We start from the raw sequence: 22,758 nt of genomic DNA on the forward strand, positions 1-22,758 counted from the left end.
ATGTAACATCTTCGACAAGACTCGCCGTAGGTATGAATGTAACAGTTTTTCCTGCACATTTTTCCTCGGCGAACTCCACGAACAAATCTGCCACATCCATGAAAGATGAAGTTAAAAACATCTTTTTCATCACATTTCCTTTCTTCCCGACCACTTTTCTAGAAACTTAACGCCCGGTTAAGGGGCAACCAACGCTACTACCAAGCTTCCGCACAACACCGTAATCACAAAAATCAACGCATAATAAAAATGCCACGCGTCGGTTGTCCCTCTTTACCCAAATATGGATAAACTGACCCATATTTGGGTATAGTGAGACCCAGGCTTTAGCTGCAACTAAAGCTTTCTAATGTGCAGTTCGATTGAACGCTGGCTCCTCTGTCGAGAGACCGATAACAAACATGAACGCACCTTAGAGCTCCAAGCACCAAACTCGAATACTCGACTGGGTCTCGAACCCGTATTACGCAAACAAGAGTTAGCTTATTATGAATACAGCACCCAAGCAAAACATCAACATCGGCGTCGATACCGGCAAAGCGCAACTCGATATCTATATCAGACCGACGGCGCACTTCTTCTCTGTGCCAAACACTGACAAAGGTATTAAAGATGCACTGAAAATCATCAAACCCTATCAGCCTGAACGCATCATCATTGAAGCCACTGGCCGATTAGAAATGCCCTTTGTACTCGCATGTATTGAAGCCAATTTACCCATCGTACGCGCCAACCCTGTGCATATTAAACGCTTCGCTGGCGCCATTGGACGCAGAGCGAAAAATGACCGCTTAGATGTAGCCTTTAATACCGGAGATCATCATGTCTACTCAATGTTTTTGTGGCGTGCTCTCGCCAAGCACTACTTTCTCTTAACGCGCTATTAACTACAAAAAGTTACTATTACTGCTTGTTTGCGAAATAAGATGTCACCCTTAAATTCGATGTATAGAGACGGTAAAATATGAAATCAAATCCTTAAAAAACTTGATGACTGTAGGCATATTAATTTGGTATGTAGCGGAAAACTATACTTCATTATAGACATGTTTAGAAATCTTCTTTGCACGCTCAAATACTTTTTCCTCACTCCAATCATAGCCATAAATGAAATTCGTCTCTAATGGGTATCCACTTTCATTAAGTATAGCAATCTTATCCGCTGGCAAATTATCTTTTAACTTATGACCATTTGTACTCGCATCAGTAAGTAACAAATTCCCTACACTACCTATTATCAATGGGTCCGAACCAGACTTAATCATCGATTCAGGAATAATATGTTCAATCGTTAAGTTAATATGATTAATATCAAGACCGTTAGACTGAGATCCTAATAGCTTACAGAGAGAATATTTAATTACGTTTTTAGATTTTGTTTTATTTGATAGATAGTTCAAGTCTAAGAACCTAACCTCAAATTCACTATATGATGGTAGCTTTTCATCTAATTTTCGTTTCAAACTCGTTAATACTCTTTGTACTGTATCATTATCCTGGGCTTTAGTTAATTCAATTGAGTGCTGAGAATACATCGACGCAATACTACCTGAGGATCTTTGCTGTGTAACAGCGTTGAAGACAAAGTGAAAATGCTCAATTCGTTTAATCGTCGTCTTTAGTTGCTTGAGTGTTATCTTCTTAGAAGAATAAGAAAAAAGAAGAGCTAATACAAATGAAGATTGTTGTTTTACTTTAAAACTGTTAAGAGCTATCAAAGATGATTTCACTTCAAACAACTCTTTAGTCCAATCGGAAATATCGGGACTTAACATTCTACTATAACAAACTGCATACTCATCAAGGTTCCGCAACAATAAATTAGCGTTATTTTCTTCTGTCGTTATATATTCTTTTATCAAAGAATACAACTTCTTATCTGTCGTGTAAGCATGTTTCGAAATCCAAAAGTGTAGCAGAAAAGTATCGATAACATTGGAATCGGAGATATCATCAAAGCGTTTTACAAGACGATTCCATGCTTCTTTTGGGCTATCAAGTGAATAATGAGAGTTTTTTATCGTTTTTAGAATCAGGTTCTTAACAAGATCTGAAGTTTTTAGATCTCGACCGCGAGCATTTAGTGTCTCAAAGATTAAATAAGCATCATCTTCATTATCCAGCTGAATAAAAACAAGTTTTAACGATAAAAACTTATCCCTTAGTTCTTTTAACTTTAATATCGGGTCTTCATGTGCAAAAAATTCCATTTGTGGACTTTCTGCTTTTGAAAAAGGTATGTATTGCTCTAATTTACCTGAAATCAGCTCATAAGCTGCTTTTAAATTAGACTCTTCAGAACCAACTTCACAGTTAATCTTGATACTAGAATTGATGTCATTGAAAGATTGTATATGATTTTGAAGGTATGGGAATGAAGTCTCGGCATTAAGAATAAACTCATTAACATAATCGTTATTTGGTGTTTCAATAAAACGATGAATACCTTTTGCTAAGTTTACTTCACCAAGTCGAAGAAAGGCATCTCTAATCACTGACAGGACAATCGTGATAGTCGTCAATCGTTGTTGTCCATCAACGATACCAAAATATGGCTTACGAGTTTGATACACAACCATCGAACCAATAAAGTAACTATCGGTTTTATCACTAATTATATCTAACCAAAAATTTTCAACTTCATCTTTACCCCATGAATATGGGCGCTGAAACCTTGGGATTTTAAAGTAACCGGAAGAAAAGATGTCTTGAACCTCTTTATCATTAGCCTCTATTTTCACTTTTTGATAATCCTTTTAAAAAAACTAAATTTTTAACGCAACCTATCAAACATAAATATATTAATCCACATGAGCTCGCCACTTAACAACCACCCTTATAAATATCAGTTAAACAATGAGATAGCCGAAAGGCGAACAGAATAAGGAGAATGGTATTCACTTAAACAAAGGAGAACAAACTGACAAAAACCACATCGTTAACGTAACGTATTGAAGTGACGTCTTATCTGCTCACTTCCTGGCTGCCTCGCGCTGGAAAAAGTGCCAGACGCAGCACCCACCTATGCGCATTCGAGCTATTTACTTAATAAAGCAACGAGCTTGTTCAACACCCAAATAAAGTGTCGGCTACGCGACACTTATTCTTATTTGTTATGTAACTACTATTGCTGTGCTAAGCCATGATCTTCAAAGTCTTGATTAAAATCACCAAATGCTTCAAGCGTACGTTCCGTAGGGCGTGGGTAAAATACAGGAGTCAATCCATTTTCACGGCAGAACTCAACCACTTCATATCCCATTAGTTCTATCGTTTTGTTCACTTGACGCTCAGAAATAGCGGCTCTACGCCAATGATTAAAGTAGATTCGGTCTTCAAAGTTAGATACTGCTCTCCCAACGATACCAACGTAATCTCTTAGTGCAAGCTCGCCAAAGTTTACGTGAGGTAGTTGAGCATTTAAAAACTCATAAAAGTGAATAGGATCAAAAGTGCCGTGATTACGACATACAGCCAACTGCTCAACAGCTTCATAATGGTTGATAAAGCCATTAGCGTAACTTCCCTTCAGTGAACATGTAAAACCTAAGTTGTGATCAACAAACGCAATCAAAAACTTTTTTTGTGCCCTAGAATAGGCGACCTCCATAGCACAGTTGTGATATTGGATAGTAAAGAACGCAACTGCCACGTCTTTTTGAGCCATTCTTTGCTCAAAGCCCTCTATGTAACTAAAAAACATTGTGAATCCTCAGATTACTAATATATAAGTATTAGATGGGGATGAGATACTCTAATTCAAGTACTCATGCGTAATTAGTTACATAACGAATGACATGGATTCCCCCTCTTGAAGATCTGCCACACTTAGACGCGGCTTTTAATATCGGAGGTAACCATGCCTACTCAATTCTTTTGTGGCGTTGATCTCGCAAAGCACCACTTTTCTCTTCACGCGGTGGATGACCACGGAAAAGTCATTCTCCATGAATCTGTTTCACGCGTTAATTTATTAAACGTTAAAAACGACGTATCTCGATTAGCGCCGCCGAAAGCCGAAAATAGTCGCCATTATTGCCTGTGTGCGTAAAGGAAGCTTGAAGATGCCTTTAATCATTAGCGCCGTTTCAATGGCACCATCGGTAAACGTAAAGCCTCTACCTCGCTTGCCATGGTGAGTGTTGCAGAGCCAACCCTGGATAGCGGCGTCATCGACCCAAAAAGTAATCGAACCACGGTTAACTAATGCCTGATTGTATTGCTTCCAGTTGCTGATTTTGTACTTGGCTTTGCTCATCATCTGTGACCTGTTTTGAGGCTTTGCTGATCTGATCGCGGCTCGAATGATAAGTTCAATGATTTAGGAAACAACGCCTGATTAAATACATTTCTAATGTTTGAAGCAATCGACTCGCCTATAAAAGTGTGCATGCCGCCTATCACGGTTGAAGCGTTCACACTATCCCGAAACGATACCAACTAACCCATCACGCGTTACCACGCAGGAGCGTGGGAACGAGGTGATGGAATGCGCTTCAACACCCACGCTACCGCCCTTTGGTTGGCGGCGTCCAAAAGGCCTTACAGGGCAGTTTTTCGTGGGCTAGATTATCAGACGCTGGGCAGTGTGTTTAGGCAAAGGGGTCTAAAATGTTGGCGTGGTCAGAGTTTGGGGATTTGTGGGGGCATAAATGCAAAAAAGCCGCTGAATAATCAGCGGCTTTTTTGCATGTGGCGGAGAGATAGGGATTTGAACCCTAGAAGGGCTATTAACCCTTGCCGGTTTTCAAGACCGGTGCTTTCAACCACTCAGCCATCTCTCCGGAACGCGGCGTATATTATTGGGTTCGCTTTGGCTTGTAAACCCTTTATTTACCGCTTCTTGTCTGTTCGCTCAAGCTGTGATCAGCTTGGCGAATATGTTAGCAAAAGGCGATTAGCTTGCCGCCAATCGCCCTGCTTTTACTGAGATACTTTAACCGAGTCTCGTTACCGCGCAATGTTTATAGCGCGATAAAAATACCCGCCAGTGCCGCACTCATTAGGTTGGCAAAGGTGGCGGCAATCACTGCGCGCACGCCTAAGCTTGCCACATCTTTGCGGCGCTCTGGCACCATGGCACCGATGGAGCCAAGTTGAATGGCAATCGAGCCGATATTGGCAAAGCCACACAAGGCAAAAGTCACAATCACCTGGCTTTGCACCGACAGGTTGGCTTTAATATCGGCAAAGGATAAGAAGGCGACAAACTCATTAAGTGCAATCTTCTGTCCCAAGAGGTTGCCGACATCAAACACTTCATGCACGGGTACACCGGTAAGCAGCGCTAGGGGTGAGAACAGGTAACCAAACAACATTTCTAGGCTTAAGCCGTCAATGTCGACCAACTCCCCTAAACTACTCAGCCCGGCGTTTAGCATCGCAATCACACTGATAAAGGCCACCAGCATGGTGCCGACCGCAACCGCGACTTTCATGCCGTTCATCGCCCCGCTAGCCAATGCATCAATCGCGTTTGCTTGGTCGCTATCGCTGATCTCAACCTGGCTTTGCTCGGCCGGTGTTTCGGTCTCTGGGACGATGATTTTGGCCATCAATAGCCCACCCGGTGCCGCCATAAAGCTCGCCGCAATCAGGTATTTTAAATCTACACCCATCGCGGCATAACCGCCAAGCACACTACCGGCCACCGAGGCCATACCGCCGACCATCACCGCAAATAGCTCTGAGCGAGTCATTTTGCTAAGAAAAGGGCGAACCACCAAAGGAGATTCGCCCTGAGAAAGAAAGATGTTACTGGTGGCTACCAGCGATTCAGCTCGACTGGTGCCGAGTAATCGCTGTATGCCCCCGCCGAGCAATTTAATAACCCACTGCATAATGCCGAGATGATAAAGGAGAGAAATCAGCGCACTGATAAAAATGATTAACGGCAGAACTTTAACAGCGAAGATAAATCCATCATTGGCCAGCGGACCAAATACAAATTCGATGCCTTCGTTGGCGAACGATAACAACTTAGCCGCGCCATTGCTCATTGAGCCCAGCATGGCTTGCCCAAAGGGGATATAGAGCACTAACGCCGCGAAACCGGCTTGCAAACCAAACGCGCCGAGCACGGTACGCCAATTGATGGCTTTACGGTTAGTGGAAAATGCGCACGCGCACAGAACCAGAGCGACGAGACCTGCCGCACTATAGAGGAGTTGCATAAATAGATTACCTTGCCGTGTTGTATTGCACTTGCGGTACGGATGAGTACGACACGCTGCCGGGGAGGCAAGAGGTTCCATCATGCGTTACATCGTACCGCGGGTTCGGTGAAGGTGGGCCCTACCTTGGACGCTTTTTCTTCAGCCGCGAATCGCGACACAGCCACTCTTTGCCTATCACTGAGCAAAGAGCGCATGTTGGGCGAGCATTCTATTGTGATTGGAGTCTCATTTCCAGCAGAATTTGATCTTAGATCACACTTATTCAGCCCTGATTGCACCCTGCTAAGATCTTTTCCGGCGCTGTCTGCTCTCTCAGACAATGGTCGGATGTTTATCGCTTTATATTTATGTCAGGTTAGCGGTGTTGGTCATTCGCACCCAGCGTGACGCCTATGCTGAATAAATATGGCAAGACTGGTTGACACGTTTAACTCATATGCTATTCATGGGTAGCTATTGACAAAAACACTGAAGGCAAAACGATAAAAATCGGCCTTACGCGTAAAATATAAAAGCAATAGCGTTAAATCATAAAATTAAGCAAACACAACAACGCAATTATTATAAAGGAAACAACCATGCAAACCGTCTCTTCGCACCAGACAGCGCCCAGCTTGTCGGTGATGCAACGCCTACGCGCTTTAGGGCCAGGGATAATGATGGCCGCGGCGGCAGTAGGCGGATCTCACCTTGTTGCATCTACCAAAGCCGGTGCTATTTATGGCTGGCAGCTCGCAGCATTGATCCTGCTCGTTAACTTATTTAAATACCCCTTTTTTCGAGCAGGCGTACAATATACCGCAGGCACTGGCGAAACGCTGGTAGAAGGCTATGCGCGCTTAGGCCGCCCTTACTTGTGGCTGTTTGTTGCACTGAGTGCCGTGTCTGGTGTTATTAACACCGCTGCCTTGACCTTATTTAGCGCCAGCTTATTAAGCTATTTTGTGCCGTTTGATCTGTCACTAACGGTGTTGTCGACCATTATTGTGATCACTTGCCTGGTGATATTAATTGCTGGCCACTACAAGGCATTGGATCTGCTTGCTAAAGTAATTATGGCAACGCTAACTTGCGCCACGTTGGTCGCGGTTACAGTTGCGGTCGGTAACCCAGTCGCGGTCGAGCCTAGTTTTAATGCGCCGTCGATTTGGTCCATAGCAGCGATTGGCTTTATCGTGGTCACCATGGGTTGGATGCCCGCCCCAATTGAAATTTCTAGCATTACGTCGGTGTGGCTCAAGCGCAAAGCGCAATCTGAGCCAATCAATGCCCAAGCGGCGCTGTTTGATTTTAACGTCGGCTACATTGGCACCGCGCTATTGGCGATTGTGTTCTTATCACTGGGTGCCCTGCTTCTGCACGGCAGCGGGGTTGAACTGAAACAATCCGGTATTGGCTTTTCTCATCAATTGGTGAGTTTGTATGCCGCCACCATTGGCGAGTGGTCACGTTATTTGATTGCGGTGGTCGCCTTTTTCTGTATCTTCGGCAGCACCATCACGGTAATCGATGGCTATGCGCGGGTGGTGTCCGAATCGCAACGGTTATTACGCGAGCAAACAGAAGCAGAAGCAAAACCCGCAGTTACACAAGGCTGGATGGTACTGATCGCTGTGTTGGCACTGGCTATCGTAGCATTTTGGACTGGGGCGCTGCTGACCATGCTTGATTTTGCCATGGTCGCGGCATTTGTCACCACGCCCTTTTTCGCGCTATTGAACTATATTTTGGTGACCAAGCACCGTTTACCACCCGAAGTGACCATGAGCAAGGCGATGCGCGCATTGGCAATCACCGGGCTGGTCTATTTATTTGGTTTCTTGGCCGTGTTCGTCTGGTGGAAGTGGTTGATGTAACAAACTTTACCTTGTTCGCGCTTCAAGGGCTGGGTTAACATCCCTTTACAACTTCACCATCGGTGTTAGGCGCGGATAAGGTATTATTAACCCTATAAAAGCCAGTCGTGGTTTAGATTAAGGACGTGGGCAGCTTGAAAAAGTGAACGACTGCCCGCATAACTGTCGTATATAAAAATGGATTGTTAACCCAACCGGGAGAACGTTATGAACGATCGTATCGTTTCGCACAGCCAGTCACAGCAGAGTGCGTTATCTACAAACAAGGTGCTACGTAACACGTATGCACTGCTATCGATGACACTGATCACCAGTGCTATCGCGGCCTTTATCGCTATCGCTGTCGGCATCGGCCCAATGATGTCGCTAGGTATGACCCTAGGTGCGTTGGCGATCGTGTTCTTTGTGCTACCACGCACCATGAACTCTTCTGCCGGTATTGTGTGGACATTCGTCTTCACCGGCTTGCTGGGTGCCTCACTCGGCCCAACCCTGACTTACTACCTGAGCCTTTCTAGCGGCCCAGGCATTGTGATGCAGGCGCTTGCCACCACAGGGATGGTGTTCCTAGGCCTATCGGCGTATGCCATTACCTCTAAGAAAGACTTCTCTTTCATGGGTGGTTTCTTGGTCGCCGGTGTGATTGCCCTATTAGTGGCAATGGTCGCGAATATTTTCTTGCAGATCCCAGCGTTGAGCCTGGCAATTAGCACCATCGCGGTACTGATTTTCTCAGCCTTTATTCTGTATGACACCAGCAACATCATTAATGGCGGCGAGACCAACTACATCCGCGCCACAGTGTCGCTGTACTTGAACATCTTCAACATCTTCGTTCATATGCTGAGCATTCTTGGCTTTATGAACGACGACTAACCCCCCAGGGTTTAGTCAGTAACAAACACAAAGAGCCGGCACGCGCCGGCTTTTTTGTCGTTAAATGGCGCACCCACTCAGTGCGGCGCGCAGCACGGAGTCGCGGTTGAACGCCAGTTGCACTCGCCCTCCCTGCTCGCTATGCTTTGCAGCTTTAATAACAGCGATAACGTCCGATCAGATGACGAACAAAGGTAAGACTATGCTGGTGTATGAAGGTGAAACCATTGCGACGGATGCGCAGGGGTATTTAAAAAATGTGGACGACTGGCACGAAGCATTAGTTCCCATGCTTGCAGAGCAAGAAGGCATTGCCCTTACCGAGGCCCATTGGGAAGTGATTCACTTTGTCCGCCACTTTTACCAAGAATACAACACCTCACCGGCGGTGCGTTTGTTGGTTAAATCGATGGAAAAAGAATACGGCCCAGAAAAAGGCAACAGCAAGTATTTGTTCAAGCTGTTCCCGAAAGGTCCCGCTAAACAGGCAACAAAACTGGCAGGTTTACCTAAGCCGGCTAAATGTCTTTAGTACCGATGGCCAGCCTATAAGCGCCGCACTACCCACCGCGGCGCTTACATGTTTTAGCTAATTGCTATTTGTTACCTAGGCGCTGTTTTTTAGCTAAACACGACTTGTTACCTAGACGACATGGTCCTATCGAGTCGCTATAGTATTGCGAAGCCATCTACGGCGCGCCACTCCACGTCTTCTTTATCGACCTGATCAACACCCGCGGTAGGCGGCCCTTTATCTAACCACGCCATGAGGGCATCCACCGATTCATTGCGGCCACATGCCAGTACCTCAACACGCCCATCCGGTAAGTTCTTCGCATACCCGGTCAATGAGAGCTTTATCGCTTCATGGGCGGTCTGATAACGAAAGCCAACCCCCTGAACGTGACCTGTAACATAGGCCCTAATACATTTTTGAGACATCGGTCACCTCTACTGTATTCCCATTGCAAAACGACACCTGTATAACGCTACATGAGACAAGTCGTTTGACAGGATTACGTCATGAAAGAAGTTGCGTTTCGATGGATTGATAAATATTTCATCCACCTTCGGCTCCAAGAGAAATTTTACCTTATCTTTTTCCTCCCCTTACTCGCAATGGTTGTGATTGCGCTTACCTTAGATGCAGCCTCGGATACCCGTGTGGCACACAAGATGGAAGCGGAAGGCCAAGCCATTCAAGCCATGGTTGAAAAATACGACCTCCCGAAAGGCGAGGTGCAAACCCTGCTCAATAGCCAGCAAACCGGTTTTACGTTCAATGGCAATGAGCTTATCTATCAGCTCGACGGCTCGCTATTTAGCCATATGAGCGCCACCGATTGGAGCCTGCTGCTTGGCATGGTGTTAGTCATTGCGGTGCTGATTTACTACATCATGACCTTTATCGGCGGCGCCATGTACACCATGAACCAAGCTTTATTAAAGCTAGCAGATGGTGAGCTAAGTTACCGGATGAACTTTATCCCGGTCCGTGATGAGTTTAGCCAAATTGCCGTTACTATCGATAAAGTACTTGAGCGTGAGCAAAACTTGGTGAAGGCGATCCAGGAAAGCGCAGAGATGATGGACGGCCTGTCCGCAAGTTTGCAGCAGCGCAGCAATGAAAGCGAAGCTGTGGGCGAGAGCCAGCGTCAGTACCTTGATTCGCTGGCCAGCGCGACCGAAGAAATGGCGAGCTCAATTCGCGAGGTCGCAACGCATGCCACCGAGACATCAACCCAAACACAAGAAGCCACAGAAGCTGCAAATATGGGGCGTCAGCAAGTTCAGCAAACCATGACCGCGATTAATGGTCTTGCCAGCGAGATAGCTCAAGCGGCAGATAAAGTCAGCGAGCTGAGCAAAAACGCCGAGCAAATCGGTACCGTGGTAACCACCATTAACGGTATTAGTGAACAAACTAACCTACTGGCGCTCAACGCCGCGATTGAAGCCGCGCGTGCCGGCGAACAAGGTCGTGGCTTTGCCGTGGTCGCAGACGAAGTGCGCACACTGGCTAGCCGCACCCAGGAATCGACGGTTGATATTCAATCTATGATTGAGTCACTGCAAACGCACACCGCCGAGCTACGCCGGGTGATGGAAGGCACGGTTGAAAATGCGTCAGCCAGTGAAGCGGCGGTGCAAGAGATTGATACTGAGATCAGCCAAATCGCTGAGCGCAGTGGCACCATTGCCGATCGCAGCACCGAAATTGCCGCCGCTGCTGAGCAGCAAGGTAATGTTGCGGGTACGATTTCGCAAGATGTGGAGCAAGTACGCAGCCAGTCTACCCAGGTTGCCCAAATGCTGCGTGATTCCGCTACCGAAGTGAGCGAACTTGGCGCACAAGCCCACCAGCTAAAAACCTTAGTGGCAGGGCTTCGCACCTAAACGCCATGGTTTGATTCCATCATTCCCCTTATCGCGCGCCCTACTCTGGGCGCGTTTTTATTGCAATGCTGTCAGCCTTGCTCGACAATACCCGCCCTTTTTGCTTTATCCGCAAGTCACGTCATGATGCAGGTGCTTCACTCAGCATTTTGACGTGTTTTGCACCACCCATTGTTAGGAACCATCATGACTGCCACTGTGTATCTCGCCAAAGGCCGCGATAAATCAATCAAACGCCGCCATCCTTGGATTTTCTCGCGAGGAATCACCCGCGTTGAAGGCAAGCCCGGATTAGGTGACACTGTCACTGTTTGTGATCATCAAGGCGAATTTTTAGGCCTAGGGGCATTCTCGCCGCAATCACAAATTCGGGTACGCATGTGGTGCTTTGAGAAAACCGTCATCGACAGTGACTTTTTCCTCGCCCGTATTCGTGCGGCAAAATCGCTACGTACCATGCTCGCCGAGCGTGATGGCTTAACCGGTTATCGTCTATTGGCCGCCGAGTCAGACGGTGTGCCCGGCATTACCGTGGATAAATACGATAACTACCTAGTGTGCCAATTGCTGAGCGCCGGCGCGGATGCCCAACGCGATAACCTGGTCACCGCACTGCGTAGCGAATTTCCTGACTGCCATATTTACGAGCGCTCGGATGTTGCGATTCGCAAAAAGGAGGGTTTGAAACCACGTATCGGCGTATTACACGGTGACGAGCCACCGGCCACTGTCATCATCGAAGAAAATGGGGTTGCGATTGAGGTCGACATTACCAAGGGCCATAAAACCGGTTTTTATCTCGACCAGCGTGATAGCCGCGAGCAAGCGGTTAAGTATATGGATGGCAAACGCGTCTTAAACTGCTTTTGTTACACTGGCGGCTTTGGCTTGTATGCGCAAAAAGGCAATGCCAAACAGGTCATCAATGTGGATGTGTCACAGCCGGCGCTCGATAGAGCCAAAGCCAATGCCGAACGTAACGGCTTTGATCTCACCCGTGCTGAGTTTGTGAATGCCGATGTTTTCAAGCTGCTGCGCACTTATCGCGAACAAGGCGAACGGTTTGACGTCATTGTGATGGACCCGCCCAAGTTTGCCGAATCGAAATCACAACTGAACGGCGCATGCCGCGGTTATAAAGATATCAATATGCTCGCCATGCAGCTGCTAAACCCAGGCGGTGTGCTGCTCAGTTATTCATGTTCAGGGCTGATGGACTCAGGGTTATTCCAAAAGATCTTGGCGGACGCGGCATTAGATGCGGGTAAAAACGTGCAGTTTATCGAACGCTTTGCACAAGCCGCGGATCACCCCACTCACAGTGCTTATCCAGAAGGTTTCTACCTCAAAGGGTTTGCGTGTTTGATTCAATAAGCGCGCTCTTATCTTAACGCGTGGTATTGCTGTGATACCACGCGTTGTCGCACCTATTGTCACGCTCAGAATGACAAGCTCCAAAATGACAAGCTCTAAATAGCAAGCCCTGAATAGCAAGCCCTGAATAACAAGGCCTAAATAATAAAGCTTGAATAACAAAGCTTACGATGACAACGCCGAGGCAATCGCCTCCAAACTGCTAGGGTCATCAATGGTCGAGGGGACTTGATACGACTCGCCATCCGCCATTTGGCGAATAATACGGCGCAAGATTTTACCTGAGCGTGTTTTGGGTAACTTATCGACGATAACTGCTTGTTTAAAGCAAGCAATTGCGCCAATTCTGTCACGCACACGCTGCACCAATTCCCGTTCTATCTCGCCACTCACTGAGACAAAGCCGTCTTTCAGCACCACTAAGCCGAGCGGCAATTGGCCTTTAAGCTCATCGTGCATGCCCACCACCGCACATTCGGCGACCGCTTCATGGCTGCCTAACACCTCTTCCATTTCGCCGGTCGATAAACGGTGACCTGCGACGTTAATCACATCGTCAATCCGTCCCATCACAAACACGTAGCCATCTTCATCCATGTAACCCCCATCACCAGACACATAATAGCCGGGGAACTGGCTGAGATAGCCGGCTTCAAAGCGATCGTGGTTACGCCACACCGTGGGCAGGCAGCTAGGCGGCAGGGGCCGTTTTATCGCAATATATCCTTGTTGGTTTGGCGCCGCCAGTTCGCCCATTTCATCAAGGATCTGCACTTGATAGCCAGGGCTTGGCATGGTTGCCGAGCCGGGCTTGGTCGCAAAGCAAGTTAACCCCAATGGATTACCCGCAATCGCCCAGCCAGTTTCGGTTTGCCACCAGTGATCAACCACGGGTCGCTGGGTCTTTTCTTCCACCCATTCCAATGTCGGTGGATCAAGCCGTTCGCCCGCCATAAATACGGTGCGTAAGGATGTCATTGGATAGCGCGCAAGGTGATCACCGTTTGGATCTTGTTTTTTAATCGCCCGAAAGGCGGTAGGCGCCGAGAACAAGATGCTGACGTTATATGTATCAACCACGCGCCAAAAGGCACCCGCATCCGGTGTACCGACGGGCTTGCCCTCAAACATCACCGTGGTGCAGCCATGTAGCAAAGGGGCATACACAATATACGAGTGCCCTACCACCCAACCGACATCCGACGCGGCCCAAAACACCTCGCCGGGTTTAACGTTGTAAATCGCGCTCATGCTGTACTTCATCGCCACGGCATGACCGCCATTGTCACGCACTACGCCTTTGGGTTTGCCGGTGGTGCCAGAGGTGTAGAGGATATACAAAGGATCGGTGGCTTTGACTGGCACCGGTGCTGCGGGTGTGGCTTCAGCCAATAATGCTGCCCAGTCGGCATCACGCGGATTGTCTAAATTGGCACGGCACATGGCACGTTGATAGACCACCACATGGTCGGGTTTGTAGCGGCTGTCCATGATGGCTTGATCAACCATCGGCTTATACGCCAAGGTTTTCTCGCCTTCAATCCCGCATGAGGCGGTGAGCACCGCTTTGGGCTCCGCATCTTCAATCCGTACCGCCAGCTCGTTCGGGGCAAAGCCACCAAACACCACCGAATGAATAGCACCAAGCCGTGCGCAAGCGAGCATCGCTACGGTTGCTTCTGGGATCATGGGCATATAAATCACCACGCGATCCCCTTTTTCAACCCCTAGCCCTGCCAGCATGCCCGCCACTTTCGCCACATAGTCACGCAGCGCCGCATAAGTGTAGGTGGTTTTTTTATCGGTAACCGGTGAGTCGTAAATCAGCGCGGTTTGCTCGCCCCGGCCTTGTTCGACATGGGCATCGAGTGCCATATACGCGGTGTTCATAGTGCCATCGGCAAACCAGCGCTCAATGCCATTGTCGTCTTTGCTAAGCATGGTTTGAGGAAAGGTAAACCAATCGAGCTGTTTGGCCTGTGCCTGCCAAAATCCCTCGGGATCACGGCTAGCCCAATCCGCGTGGTGTTGATAACTGGCTTCTTGCATAAGCGGCTCCTTATCGCCCGCGATCAGCGAGCGATGAGTTAGCAAGCAACGTGTTGAGAACGTGCTTAGTTAATCACAAACAGCGACATAAATTCGTGCACCGGGGTTTTCTCCAGCGCGGCCTGGTCGTTACATAAGGCGGCAATTTTATCGCTCTGTGCTTGCGGGAACCGAGTTACCAAGTTGGAGCGGAATTTTTGCTCCAGCACAGGGATCCCTTCCTCACGGCGACGGCGATGACCAATCGGGTATTCCACCGCGACTTGTTCAGTGTGGCTGCCATCGGTAAAGAAGATTTGGATCGCATTGGCAATCGAGCGCTTTTCGGCTTCTAGGTATTCCGCGCTATAGCGTGGGTCTTCTTTGATCACCATTTTTGCCGTAGCGCGTCAATACGCGGGTCGGCGTGATGGAAGGCATCTTCATAGTGCTCGGCCACCAGATTGCCGTATAACAGCGGCACCGCCACCATATATTGCAGGCAGTGGTCACGGTCGGCCGGGTTGGCCAACTCCCCTTCTTTAGAAATGATGCGAATGGCCGATTCATGGGTGGTGATTTCAATACGTTCAATCTCGTCAGCCCGGTCTTTAACCTGTGCATGCAAGGTAACGGCCGCTTCCACCGCGGTTTGAGCATGAAACTCAGCAGGGAAGGAAATCTTAAACAGCACGTTTTCCATCACGTAGCTGGCAAAGTCTTGTTTGATACTAAAGGGATTGCCGTTAAACAGCACATCGTAATAGCCCCATTTGGGCGCACTCAGCACCGACGGCATTCCCATTTCGCCTTTCATGGTGATCATCGCCAAACGCACCGCGCGAGAAGTGGCATCGCCCGCCGCCCACGATTTGCGTGAACCGGCGTTCGGCGCATGGCGGTAGGTGCGCAGCGCGCAGCCATCCACCCAAGCTTGTGAGACGGCATCAATGATCTGGTCACGATTACCGCCCAGCATTTTGGTGACCACCGCCGTCGACGCCACACGTACCAATAAAACGTGATCGAGCCCGACACGGTTAAAGCTATTTTCAAGAGCAAGCACGCCTTGGATCTCATGCGCTTTGATCATCGCGGTCAGCACATCGCGCATAGTGAGCGGCGGTTTGCCTTCGGCCACGGCCACACGGCTTAAGTAATCGGCGGTGGCCAAAATTCCACCTAGGTTATCGGACGGATGGCCCCACTCGGCGGCGAGCCAAGTATCGTTAAAATCGAGCCAGCGAATAATACAACCGATGTTAAACGCGGCAGTGACCGGATCAAGCTCATGGGAGGTGCCCGGCACACGCGCACCATGTTGCACAGTCGTCCCCGGCACCAGTGGACCCAGGTGTTTGGTGCATTCAGGGAAACGTAGCGCCAGCAAGCCACAGCCAAGGGTATCCATCAAACAGTTACGCGCGGTGTTATAAGCTTCTGCCGAAGCAATCGGCGTGCTATCGACATAGTCAGCAATTTGCACCAATAAGGCATCGGGGTCGGGGCGCTGGTTCAGTTCTACGTTGTTGCTCATGGTCAATTCCTTCTGTAATTTCAATCGGGTGAATGCGCGCCGATTAGGGGCGCTGATCGATAGGTAGCCAATCTTGGTGTTCAGGGCCGTCGTAATCGGCACTTGGGCGAATAATGCGGTTATTGGCGCGCTGCTCAAACACATGCGCCGCCCAGCCCGTTACTCGGCTCATCACAAAAATCGGGGTAAACAATTTGGTTGGGATTCCCATAAAGTGATAGGCCGATGCGTGATAAAAATCGGCATTGGGGAACAAGCCTTTTTCGCGTTTCATCACTTGCTCAACCCGCTCAGACACGTCATAAAGCCAAGCGTCTGGTGCGTTTTCCGCCAGCTGTTTCGACCAATGCTTAATAAGGGTATTGCGGGGATCTGACTCACGGTAAATTGCATGGCCAAAGCCCATCACCTTGTCTTTATTGGCGAGCATTTGCATTAATCCGGCTTCGGCTTCGTCAGGTGTGCGCCACTGTTCCAGCATCGCCATTGCCGCTTCGTTGGCACCGCCATGTAATGGGCCGCGCAAACTGCCGATGGCCGCAGTAATGCAAGAGTGCAAATCGGACAAGGTGGACGCGCACACTCGGGCGGTAAAGGTCGAAGCATTAAACTCATGCTCGGCATACAGCACCAGCGAGCAATGCATCACAGATTCATGCAGTGGCGACGGGGTTTCATCAGTGAGCATTTTGAGGAAGTAACCACCAATGCTTTTCACCTCTGGCTGATAGGTATCGACTCGCACGCCATCATGCGAATAGCGATACCAATAGCAGATAATGGCCGGTAACATCGCCAACAGCGTATCGGTTTTATCCGCTTGCTCACTAAAGTCGGTTTCTTGATCCAAATTACCCAGCATCGAGCAGCCAGTACGCATCACATCCATGGGGTGCGCATTGGCCGGGATCCGTTCCAACACCGCTTTTAAGGCGTCAGGTAATCCCCGCTTGCCAACCAAGGTTTCGGTGTAGTCAGCCAGTGCTTGGCGATTGGGAAGTTGACCTTTGAGTAGCAGGTACGCCACTTCCTCAAATTGGGCGTGATTGGCTAAATCGGTAATGTCATAACCCCGGTAGGTTAATCCAGTGCCGGTTTGCCCGACCGTACACAAGGCGGTGGTGCCGGCACTTTGGCCACGCAGGCCTGCGCCAGAGGTTGGTTTCTCGTTAGGTGCGACGGCGACATTTGTCATGATTGGCTCCTTTCCTTTGATGCCATCAGATTCAACCGCTGCATGAATCCGTGAACGTGATGATAATTCCAGTGGTGTAACCGACGTTTTCACACCGTGGGTGTGCGTCTGTGATCACTCTTTGCCAAATAGGCGATCCAATTGCTGTTCGTAGGCGTGATACCCCAAGAAGTCATAGAGCGCATCACGGGTTTGCATGGCGTCGACCACGTTTTTCTGGTGGCCATCCTCCAGCAGGTGTTGATACACATTGAGGGCGGCTTGGTTCATAGCACGAAATGCAGAGAGCGGATACAACACCATGCTGACCCCCACGCTCGCTAGTTCTTGACTGGTAAACAGTGGGGTTTGACCAAACTCGGTGATATTGGCCAATACCGGCACCTTTACTTGCTCGACAAAGGCTTGGTACTGCTCGAGCGTTTGCATGGCTTCGGGGAAAATCATGTCCGCTCCCGCTTCTACGTACGCTCTGGCGCGGGCGACGGCACTGTCCATGCCTTCCACCGCCAACGCATCGGTGCGCGCCATGATCACAAACTCAGGATCGGTGCGCGCGTCCACCGCGGCTTTGATGCGGTCGACCATTTCAGCTTGGCTGACAATTTCTTTGTTAGGACGATGACCGCAGCGCTTCTGCGCCACTTGATCTTCCATATGCACCGCACCCGCGCCGGCGCGCTCCATTTCACGAATAGTGCGAGCAATATTGAGCGCGCCGCCAAAACCGGTATCAATATCCACCAGCAAGGGCACGTCGGTCGCTGCGGTGATCCGGCGGACATCTTCCAACACATCGTTGAGAGTCGTGATCCCCAAATCCGGTAAGCCGTAAGAGGCGTTAGCAATCCCGCCTCCGGATAGATAAATGGCTTGATGCCCCACCCGCTCTGCCATCATGGCGCAATAGGGGTTAATTGTGCCGACGACTTGCAGCGGAATATTGCTGCTCACCGCTTGGCGAAAACGCGCACCTGCACTCATAGTATTCTCCTTGTAAATTAGTAGCTTAGCGGGGATCACCGCCGCACTATTTTTAATTCGTCAGTGACTATTCAATCTGCTATTCGCTGTTCAATCAGTTGGCGGCTGCGCTGAATGTGACGACGCATCAGCATTTCCGCCAGCTCGGCATCGCGCTCGCGAATTGCCGCCAAAATTTGCATGTGCTCTTGCAGCGCTTGCTGGGGGCGAGAATGCGCCCGGGGCGATTGAAAGCGGTACATACGCAGCAAGTGGTATAACTCACCACATAACAGGTTGATCAGTTTCTGGTTATGGCTGGCTTTGATGATGCAATAATGAAAATCAAAGTCGCCTTGTTGATGAAAGTAGGCCGCCCCCTCCACCCGCTCGATATAGGCATGGTGGGTGGCGAGCACCTCACTTAACTGATCGATCTCGGCATCGGTGATGTGCGCGCACGCCAGTCTTGCCGCCATGCCCTCTAAGGCTTCTCGCACTGCGTAGATCTCGGCTAATTGGCGATGTGTCAGCGTCACCACTCTCGCGCCCACATGAGGCACCCGCTCTACCAGTCCTAAGGCTTCGACCCGCATCATCGCCTCGCGCAGTGGACCTCGGCTGACGCCAAACGCGGCGGCTAATCCCGCTTCCGATACCTTGGTGCCTGCTGGATAGGTGCCGGTGACAATCGCCTCGATAAGCTGCTCGGTCAGGCTCGCTGACTTGGTGGGCTCACGTGACTCAGCCGGAGTCGATTGCGTGTGTTGATCGAGAGTCTGGTCATTTGTCGACAATAAAGACATAAATACCGCCTAAAAATTTTAATACAGCCAGAATAGAATAAGATTGTAGACAATGTAGATTAGACTTTGGTCTGTAGCGCCGTATTTTTGTCGTGATCTCGCCCACAACGTAAATGATAATGTACGCATTGATTTGTTATTCACTTGTTATCAAACGGATGTTTGACTCGACCTCATTGAAAAGCAGCGTATTGTGTAGCGGTCGTTTTTATAGGGATAGAACGCAAGTATGGATAGAAATCATTCCAAGCGTGAAAACGCATTGGCGCTACTCATTGGTAGTAGTCTGGTGTCACTTGGCATCTTCTTTTTCAACCAAGTAGGCCTACTCACCGGCGGTACCGCTGGGCTGGCACTCTTTTTACAACGTGTCACCGACTTTAGTTTTGGTGAGCTTTTCTTCGTGATCAACCTACCTTTCTATTGGCTCGCTTACACCCAAATGGGTAAACGCTTCACCTTAAGTACCTTGGTCGCCGTCAGCATTGTGTCTTTCTGTGCTGATCACTTACATCACGTGCTCACCATTCAAAGTATTCATCCCGTCTATGCCGCTTTGATTGGCGGTGGCCTCATTGGTATGGGCATGCTGGTGATGTTTCGGCATCAATGCAGTTTGGGCGGGTTTAACACCTTAGCGCTGTTCTTACAGCAACGATTCGGCATCCGCGCCGGGAAAGTGCAAATGGCGCTGGATTGCTCGATTGTGGTGTTGTCACTGATGGTCGTTGAACCATGGCTGATTGCCTTATCTGTCGCCGCGGCGATTACCACTAACCTCGTGCTGGCGATGAATCACAAGCCTGGACGCTATCAGGTCCAGCCGGGATAGGCGCATACCCCTTATATCGGTGCAGTCGGATCCGCTGCACCGATCATCTTTTCTCGCCAGGCTACATTTTTTCTCGCCAAGCTACATTTTTCTCGCCAAGCTACACTCTTAAACCAAATACGAATCACTCTTACAATTGGTTATATCACGTGGTAAATTCTTCTTTTTAGGCGCCAACTCAAAGGAGTGTTGATGAGCGCAGCTAACCCTACCGTTGATGCATTACCATTACCCGCCACAGTGACACTGCCCTCTTTTCCGCCAGCCCTGGGCTTATCTATGGTGCCTGATGCGGTGAAAGGCGTTTCGCTCCGTAAGCAGCTCACCACCGCGCAAGGGCTGGCGCATTGTTTTTCTGCAGTGAACGCCACCTATGGCGATGCGGATAGCCGTGCCCAAGGTACCCTTTTTATCGGGGCTTATGCCTATGAGTTTCTGCTGCCGGTGCTGGCAAGCTGGCTACAAGGCGGGCAGATCCCATCACTGGACTTGGATAATTGGCAGGTGAAATACGAACCTACCCGCGTCACTAAACCCAATGGCCAAGAGCTTGTTTATCACAAGCCGCATTTTTATCTCAGCGCCCTTGAGGGATGGAGACGGCAAGATCACCAGGACTGGCGAGCGATTTTGCATGGTGCTTTATTGCATCACTTTTCGCCCATCGTCGATGCGATTGCCGAGCAAAGTGGTATGCGTGAGGGGCCACTATGGAAAGTGATCGCGGATTCAATCTGTATTGCTTTCTTAATGGTAGGGAAGCATCGCGATTGTGAGCAGGCCGCGCGTGAAGCCGCGCTGTCGATCGTCCATCAACGCGGCACCCCGCTTTATAGCAAGCGCAGTGGTTTTCACGATGTCACCGTCTACGATCCGAACGACACCCAAACCGTGCTGCAAACCCATAGCTTCCGTTTGCGCGGCGGCTGTTGCCGGATCTTTACTGTCGATGATCACAGCTATTGCTCAACTTGCTGTTTTTTAAAACCGGACGAACAAGCTAAACGGCTCGCTGAAGTCGCGTGTCAACGTGAAGGCGTAGCGCTGGACTCGCAGCCTCGCTAATTGAGCGCCACATCGACCCAAACAAGGCGGTGATCTGAGTGGGCACGCGCGTGTTCTTGGCCGTTTTTATCACAAATCAGTGGGTAGTCGGCATCATCAGGGGCAGGCCAAAATACGCCGGAGACTAACACCGCCAGCTCTCGCGAAGGCAAAACATAATCGAGGCGCAGCCCGCCGTTATGGGTAGCGATTGCCCGCCCTTTGCCATCGATAAAGCGAAACGCGTGAGACTGGGCCGCCTCACTTTTTGGCACCTGCGCACCAGTGGCGACATCAGGGTGCATACGCGGATGGTTAAGCAAGGCACCAATGGCTTGTTTATCCCCATCGCCGTAGCTCGGGTCCGCATTTAAATCGCCAATCACCACAAAAGGTATCTCGGAAGAAAGCCCGCCGTGGACGCCCTTGTCGTCCACCAGCCAATCCGCGTTATCCAAAAGGCCAATTAGTTGGTGAATTTCATCACTGTTGCGCCGCCAATTACGCTTTTCAGGCCCATCAAACACCGGCGGCGTGGGGTGACACGCTACCAAGCGTATCTGCTGCTCTCCGATACTGATCGGCACAGAGACCAGGTTTTTCGAAGCTAAACGTAGCTTTTTTTTCGCCGCTTCGGTGTAGTAGTCAGACGGAATTTGATGGTGAGGCAGCTGATGCCACGCAAAGTGTTGCCAAGTGCAAATCGCGGTGTCTTCAATGGGGTAACGCGATATGATCACAAAGCCAAACTGACCATGATAGTCGCCAAAGCCATGACACTGCTGAGCATCCGTTAAACGTGGATGCGCGCTGACCGGCACCGTGAGTTTTAAACCCGTGTTGGTGGCAGGCAAATAGCGATACGGATAATCAATCGGGGGGGCGCCGTCTTGCGATTTAGCTAAGTGGCGCTCACAAAATGCGGCCAGTGCACCATCATCGCCACCATCGCCTGGGTGATCAAATTCACACAGCACCACCACATCAGGTCGCACGCGCTGTAAGGTGGCCGCGAGGTTTTTAATTTGCCGACTCGGCGTTGGTGCCTGCATCTGCGATTTAATGTCGCCAGCCTTGCGCCCTGCCAAAGACAGGTTAAATTGCGCAAACCTCAGGGTTGATGGTGCTGTCATGATAGCCTACTCGTGCGCTGAAAAGCCGACTATTTTAACAGGCTCTCAAGGGCACGACGAATTTGTAATGCATCTTCGACGGCACGATGGGGGGCGGGTCCCAATGCTTTCATTTCGCGACTAAAATCACGTCGGTCGAGATCACTGTGCTTTTTTAGCCACTGGTTTACCTCCATTAACGTAAATGAAGGACGCATATAGCAGGCTTTATAAAGCCGCCCCATCCAAAATAGGTCCCACTGGCTGTCGCACAATACATGCTCAAACGGTGCGAGCGTTTGGTTAAGGTGCTGACATACTGCCAATACACTGGTGCCTTCTGTGGCTAATGTCTTTTGCGAGATACCATGAATACGGGATTCAGCTTCGTGGTCCCAGTGATGCCAATGGCCACTGGCGGTGGAGGGATCAATTAAAAAACTTTGACTATCGCCATTTGGCAATACGTATCCTACCTCAATCGGATAAGACATTAACGACAAACCGGATGCTTCAAAATCCAGTGTCACCCACATACGCGTACTCCTTGCTCATAAACTCT

At 49.4% G+C, this 22,758-nt stretch carries 17 protein-coding genes, 1 tRNA gene and 4 pseudogenes; 9 read left to right on the forward strand and 13 right to left on the reverse strand.

The window, feature by feature from the left end:
• Positions 1–488: 488 nt before the first annotated feature.
• Positions 489–797, forward strand: a pseudogene (locus tag HLG76_RS07780) (transposase); the annotation flags it as partial.
• Between the two features lie 231 nt (positions 798–1,028).
• On the opposite strand, the gene HLG76_RS15195 reads toward HLG76_RS07780, so the two are convergent.
• Positions 1,029–2,741: a DUF262 domain-containing protein gene (locus HLG76_RS15195; RefSeq protein WP_175993412.1), complete on the reverse strand. Its 1,713-nt coding sequence runs from the start codon at positions 2,739–2,741 to the stop codon at positions 1,029–1,031.
• A 383-nt stretch (positions 2,742–3,124) separates the two neighbouring features.
• Positions 3,125–3,703 carry a hypothetical protein gene (locus HLG76_RS07790; RefSeq protein ID WP_175993413.1) on the reverse strand — a complete coding sequence of 193 codons (579 nt, stop codon included), beginning with the start codon at positions 3,701–3,703 and terminating at the stop codon, positions 3,125–3,127.
• A gap of 156 nt (positions 3,704–3,859) precedes the next feature.
• Between HLG76_RS07790 and HLG76_RS07795 the strand changes: the two are divergent.
• Positions 3,860–3,976: pseudogene (locus tag HLG76_RS07795) on the forward strand (IS110 family transposase); the annotation flags it as partial.
• 69 nt (positions 3,977–4,045) lie between these two features.
• Here HLG76_RS07795 and HLG76_RS07800 read toward each other — a convergent pair.
• The 3 genes and pseudogenes from HLG76_RS07800 to HLG76_RS07810 form a co-directional block, all read right to left on the reverse strand.
• Positions 4,046–4,258, reverse strand: a pseudogene (locus tag HLG76_RS07800) (transposase); the annotation flags it as partial.
• A gap of 435 nt (positions 4,259–4,693) precedes the next feature.
• A tRNA-Ser gene (locus HLG76_RS07805) sits at positions 4,694–4,784 on the reverse strand.
• Positions 4,785–4,964: 180 nt separating this feature from the next.
• Entirely contained in the window at positions 4,965–6,173 is a 1,209-nt protein-coding gene (locus HLG76_RS07810; protein WP_077461092.1) for a NupC/NupG family nucleoside CNT transporter, read from the reverse strand.
• Between the two features lie 581 nt (positions 6,174–6,754).
• Here HLG76_RS07810 and HLG76_RS07815 point away from each other — a divergent pair.
• The 3 genes from HLG76_RS07815 (at position 6,755) to HLG76_RS07825 (ending at position 9,440) form a co-directional block, all read left to right on the forward strand.
• A complete protein-coding gene (locus HLG76_RS07815) occupies positions 6,755–8,032 on the forward strand; it encodes an NRAMP family divalent metal transporter (RefSeq protein WP_175993414.1) in 1,278 nt (425 codons plus the stop codon).
• Positions 8,033–8,239: 207 nt separating this feature from the next.
• Positions 8,240–8,908: a Bax inhibitor-1/YccA family protein gene (locus tag HLG76_RS07820; protein ID WP_046073363.1), complete on the forward strand. Its 669-nt coding sequence runs from the start codon at positions 8,240–8,242 to the stop codon at positions 8,906–8,908.
• Positions 8,909–9,110: 202 nt separating this feature from the next.
• Positions 9,111–9,440, forward strand: coding sequence for a TusE/DsrC/DsvC family sulfur relay protein (locus HLG76_RS07825; protein WP_025744655.1), 330 nt, complete (start codon positions 9,111–9,113; stop codon positions 9,438–9,440).
• Positions 9,441–9,577: 137 nt separating this feature from the next.
• Here the strand turns inward: HLG76_RS07825 and yccX are convergent, their stop codons facing one another.
• Positions 9,578–9,850, reverse strand: coding sequence for an acylphosphatase (yccX, locus tag HLG76_RS07830; protein WP_077461090.1), 273 nt, complete (start codon positions 9,848–9,850; stop codon positions 9,578–9,580).
• An 81-nt stretch (positions 9,851–9,931) separates the two neighbouring features.
• Between yccX and HLG76_RS07835 the strand changes: the two genes are divergently transcribed.
• Entirely contained in the window at positions 9,932–11,305 is a 1,374-nt protein-coding gene (locus HLG76_RS07835; protein ID WP_175993415.1) for a methyl-accepting chemotaxis protein, read from the forward strand.
• Between the two features lie 186 nt (positions 11,306–11,491).
• Positions 11,492–12,679: a class I SAM-dependent methyltransferase gene (locus HLG76_RS07840; protein WP_175993416.1), complete on the forward strand. Its 1,188-nt coding sequence runs from the start codon at positions 11,492–11,494 to the stop codon at positions 12,677–12,679.
• A 165-nt stretch (positions 12,680–12,844) separates the two neighbouring features.
• Here the strand turns inward: HLG76_RS07840 and HLG76_RS07845 are convergent, their stop codons facing one another.
• The 5 genes and pseudogenes from HLG76_RS07845 to HLG76_RS07865 form a co-directional block, all read right to left on the reverse strand.
• Positions 12,845–14,728 carry a propionyl-CoA synthetase gene (locus HLG76_RS07845; RefSeq protein ID WP_175993417.1) on the reverse strand — a complete coding sequence of 628 codons (1,884 nt, stop codon included), beginning with the start codon at positions 14,726–14,728 and terminating at the stop codon, positions 12,845–12,847.
• Positions 14,729–14,793: 65 nt separating this feature from the next.
• Positions 14,794–16,244: pseudogene (locus HLG76_RS07850) on the reverse strand (bifunctional 2-methylcitrate dehydratase/aconitate hydratase).
• Positions 16,245–16,287: 43 nt separating this feature from the next.
• Positions 16,288–17,439, reverse strand: a complete 1,152-nt coding sequence (gene prpC / locus HLG76_RS07855; protein WP_175993418.1) for a 2-methylcitrate synthase — start codon at positions 17,437–17,439, stop codon at positions 16,288–16,290.
• Between the two features lie 114 nt (positions 17,440–17,553).
• On the reverse strand, positions 17,554–18,423 hold the full coding sequence (gene prpB / locus HLG76_RS07860; protein ID WP_077661232.1) for a methylisocitrate lyase: 870 nt from the start codon (positions 18,421–18,423) through the stop codon (positions 17,554–17,556).
• Between the two features lie 71 nt (positions 18,424–18,494).
• Positions 18,495–19,208, reverse strand: a complete 714-nt coding sequence (locus tag HLG76_RS07865) for a GntR family transcriptional regulator (protein WP_077647309.1) — start codon at positions 19,206–19,208, stop codon at positions 18,495–18,497.
• 229 nt (positions 19,209–19,437) lie between these two features.
• On the opposite strand from HLG76_RS07865, the gene HLG76_RS07870 reads away from it, so the two are divergent.
• A complete protein-coding gene (locus HLG76_RS07870; RefSeq protein ID WP_077461083.1) occupies positions 19,438–20,040 on the forward strand; it encodes a YitT family protein in 603 nt (200 codons plus the stop codon).
• Between the two features lie 192 nt (positions 20,041–20,232).
• Entirely contained in the window at positions 20,233–21,105 is an 873-nt protein-coding gene (locus tag HLG76_RS07875) for a (2Fe-2S)-binding protein (RefSeq protein WP_077677330.1), read from the forward strand.
• Here HLG76_RS07875 and HLG76_RS07880 read toward each other — a convergent pair.
• Together HLG76_RS07880 and HLG76_RS07885 are read right to left on the reverse strand one after the other, a co-directional pair.
• The gene (locus tag HLG76_RS07880) at positions 21,102–22,217 is read right to left on the reverse strand and encodes an endonuclease/exonuclease/phosphatase family protein (protein WP_175993419.1); all 1,116 of its coding nucleotides are present in this window, start codon (positions 22,215–22,217) and stop codon (positions 21,102–21,104) included. The two genes, HLG76_RS07875 and HLG76_RS07880, sit on opposite strands and share 4 nt — an antisense overlap.
• 29 nt (positions 22,218–22,246) lie before the next feature.
• Entirely contained in the window at positions 22,247–22,732 is a 486-nt protein-coding gene (locus HLG76_RS07885; protein ID WP_025744663.1) for a hypothetical protein, read from the reverse strand.
• Positions 22,733–22,758 lie beyond the last annotated feature (26 nt).

The sequence above is a fragment of the Salinivibrio sp. EAGSL genome (assembly GCF_013366455.1).
Lineage (GTDB): Bacteria > Pseudomonadota > Gammaproteobacteria > Enterobacterales > Vibrionaceae > Salinivibrio > Salinivibrio costicola.

Coding starts and splice junctions, on each gene's coding strand:
- HLG76_RS07880 (WP_175993419.1), bottom strand. CDS start 22,217: ATGACAGCACCATCAACCCTGAGGTTTGCGCAATTTAACCTGTCTTTG.
- HLG76_RS07810 (WP_077461092.1), bottom strand. CDS start 6,173: ATGCAACTCCTCTATAGTGCGGCAGGTCTCGTCGCTCTGGTTCTGTGC.
- HLG76_RS07840 (WP_175993416.1), top strand. CDS start 11,492: ATGACTGCCACTGTGTATCTCGCCAAAGGCCGCGATAAATCAATCAAA.
- HLG76_RS07820 (WP_046073363.1), top strand. CDS start 8,240: ATGAACGATCGTATCGTTTCGCACAGCCAGTCACAGCAGAGTGCGTTA.
- HLG76_RS07885 (WP_025744663.1), bottom strand. CDS start 22,732: ATGTGGGTGACACTGGATTTTGAAGCATCCGGTTTGTCGTTAATGTCT.
- HLG76_RS07815 (WP_175993414.1), top strand. CDS start 6,755: ATGCAAACCGTCTCTTCGCACCAGACAGCGCCCAGCTTGTCGGTGATG.
- HLG76_RS07845 (WP_175993417.1), bottom strand. CDS start 14,728: ATGCAAGAAGCCAGTTATCAACACCACGCGGATTGGGCTAGCCGTGAT.
- HLG76_RS07825 (WP_025744655.1), top strand. CDS start 9,111: ATGCTGGTGTATGAAGGTGAAACCATTGCGACGGATGCGCAGGGGTAT.
- HLG76_RS07790 (WP_175993413.1), bottom strand. CDS start 3,703: ATGTTTTTTAGTTACATAGAGGGCTTTGAGCAAAGAATGGCTCAAAAA.
- prpB (WP_077661232.1), bottom strand. CDS start 18,423: ATGAGTGCAGGTGCGCGTTTTCGCCAAGCGGTGAGCAGCAATATTCCG.
- HLG76_RS07870 (WP_077461083.1), top strand. CDS start 19,438: ATGGATAGAAATCATTCCAAGCGTGAAAACGCATTGGCGCTACTCATT.
- yccX (WP_077461090.1), bottom strand. CDS start 9,850: ATGTCTCAAAAATGTATTAGGGCCTATGTTACAGGTCACGTTCAGGGG.
- HLG76_RS07865 (WP_077647309.1), bottom strand. CDS start 19,208: ATGTCTTTATTGTCGACAAATGACCAGACTCTCGATCAACACACGCAA.
- prpC (WP_175993418.1), bottom strand. CDS start 17,439: ATGACAAATGTCGCCGTCGCACCTAACGAGAAACCAACCTCTGGCGCA.
- HLG76_RS07835 (WP_175993415.1), top strand. CDS start 9,932: ATGAAAGAAGTTGCGTTTCGATGGATTGATAAATATTTCATCCACCTT.
- HLG76_RS07875 (WP_077677330.1), top strand. CDS start 20,233: ATGAGCGCAGCTAACCCTACCGTTGATGCATTACCATTACCCGCCACA.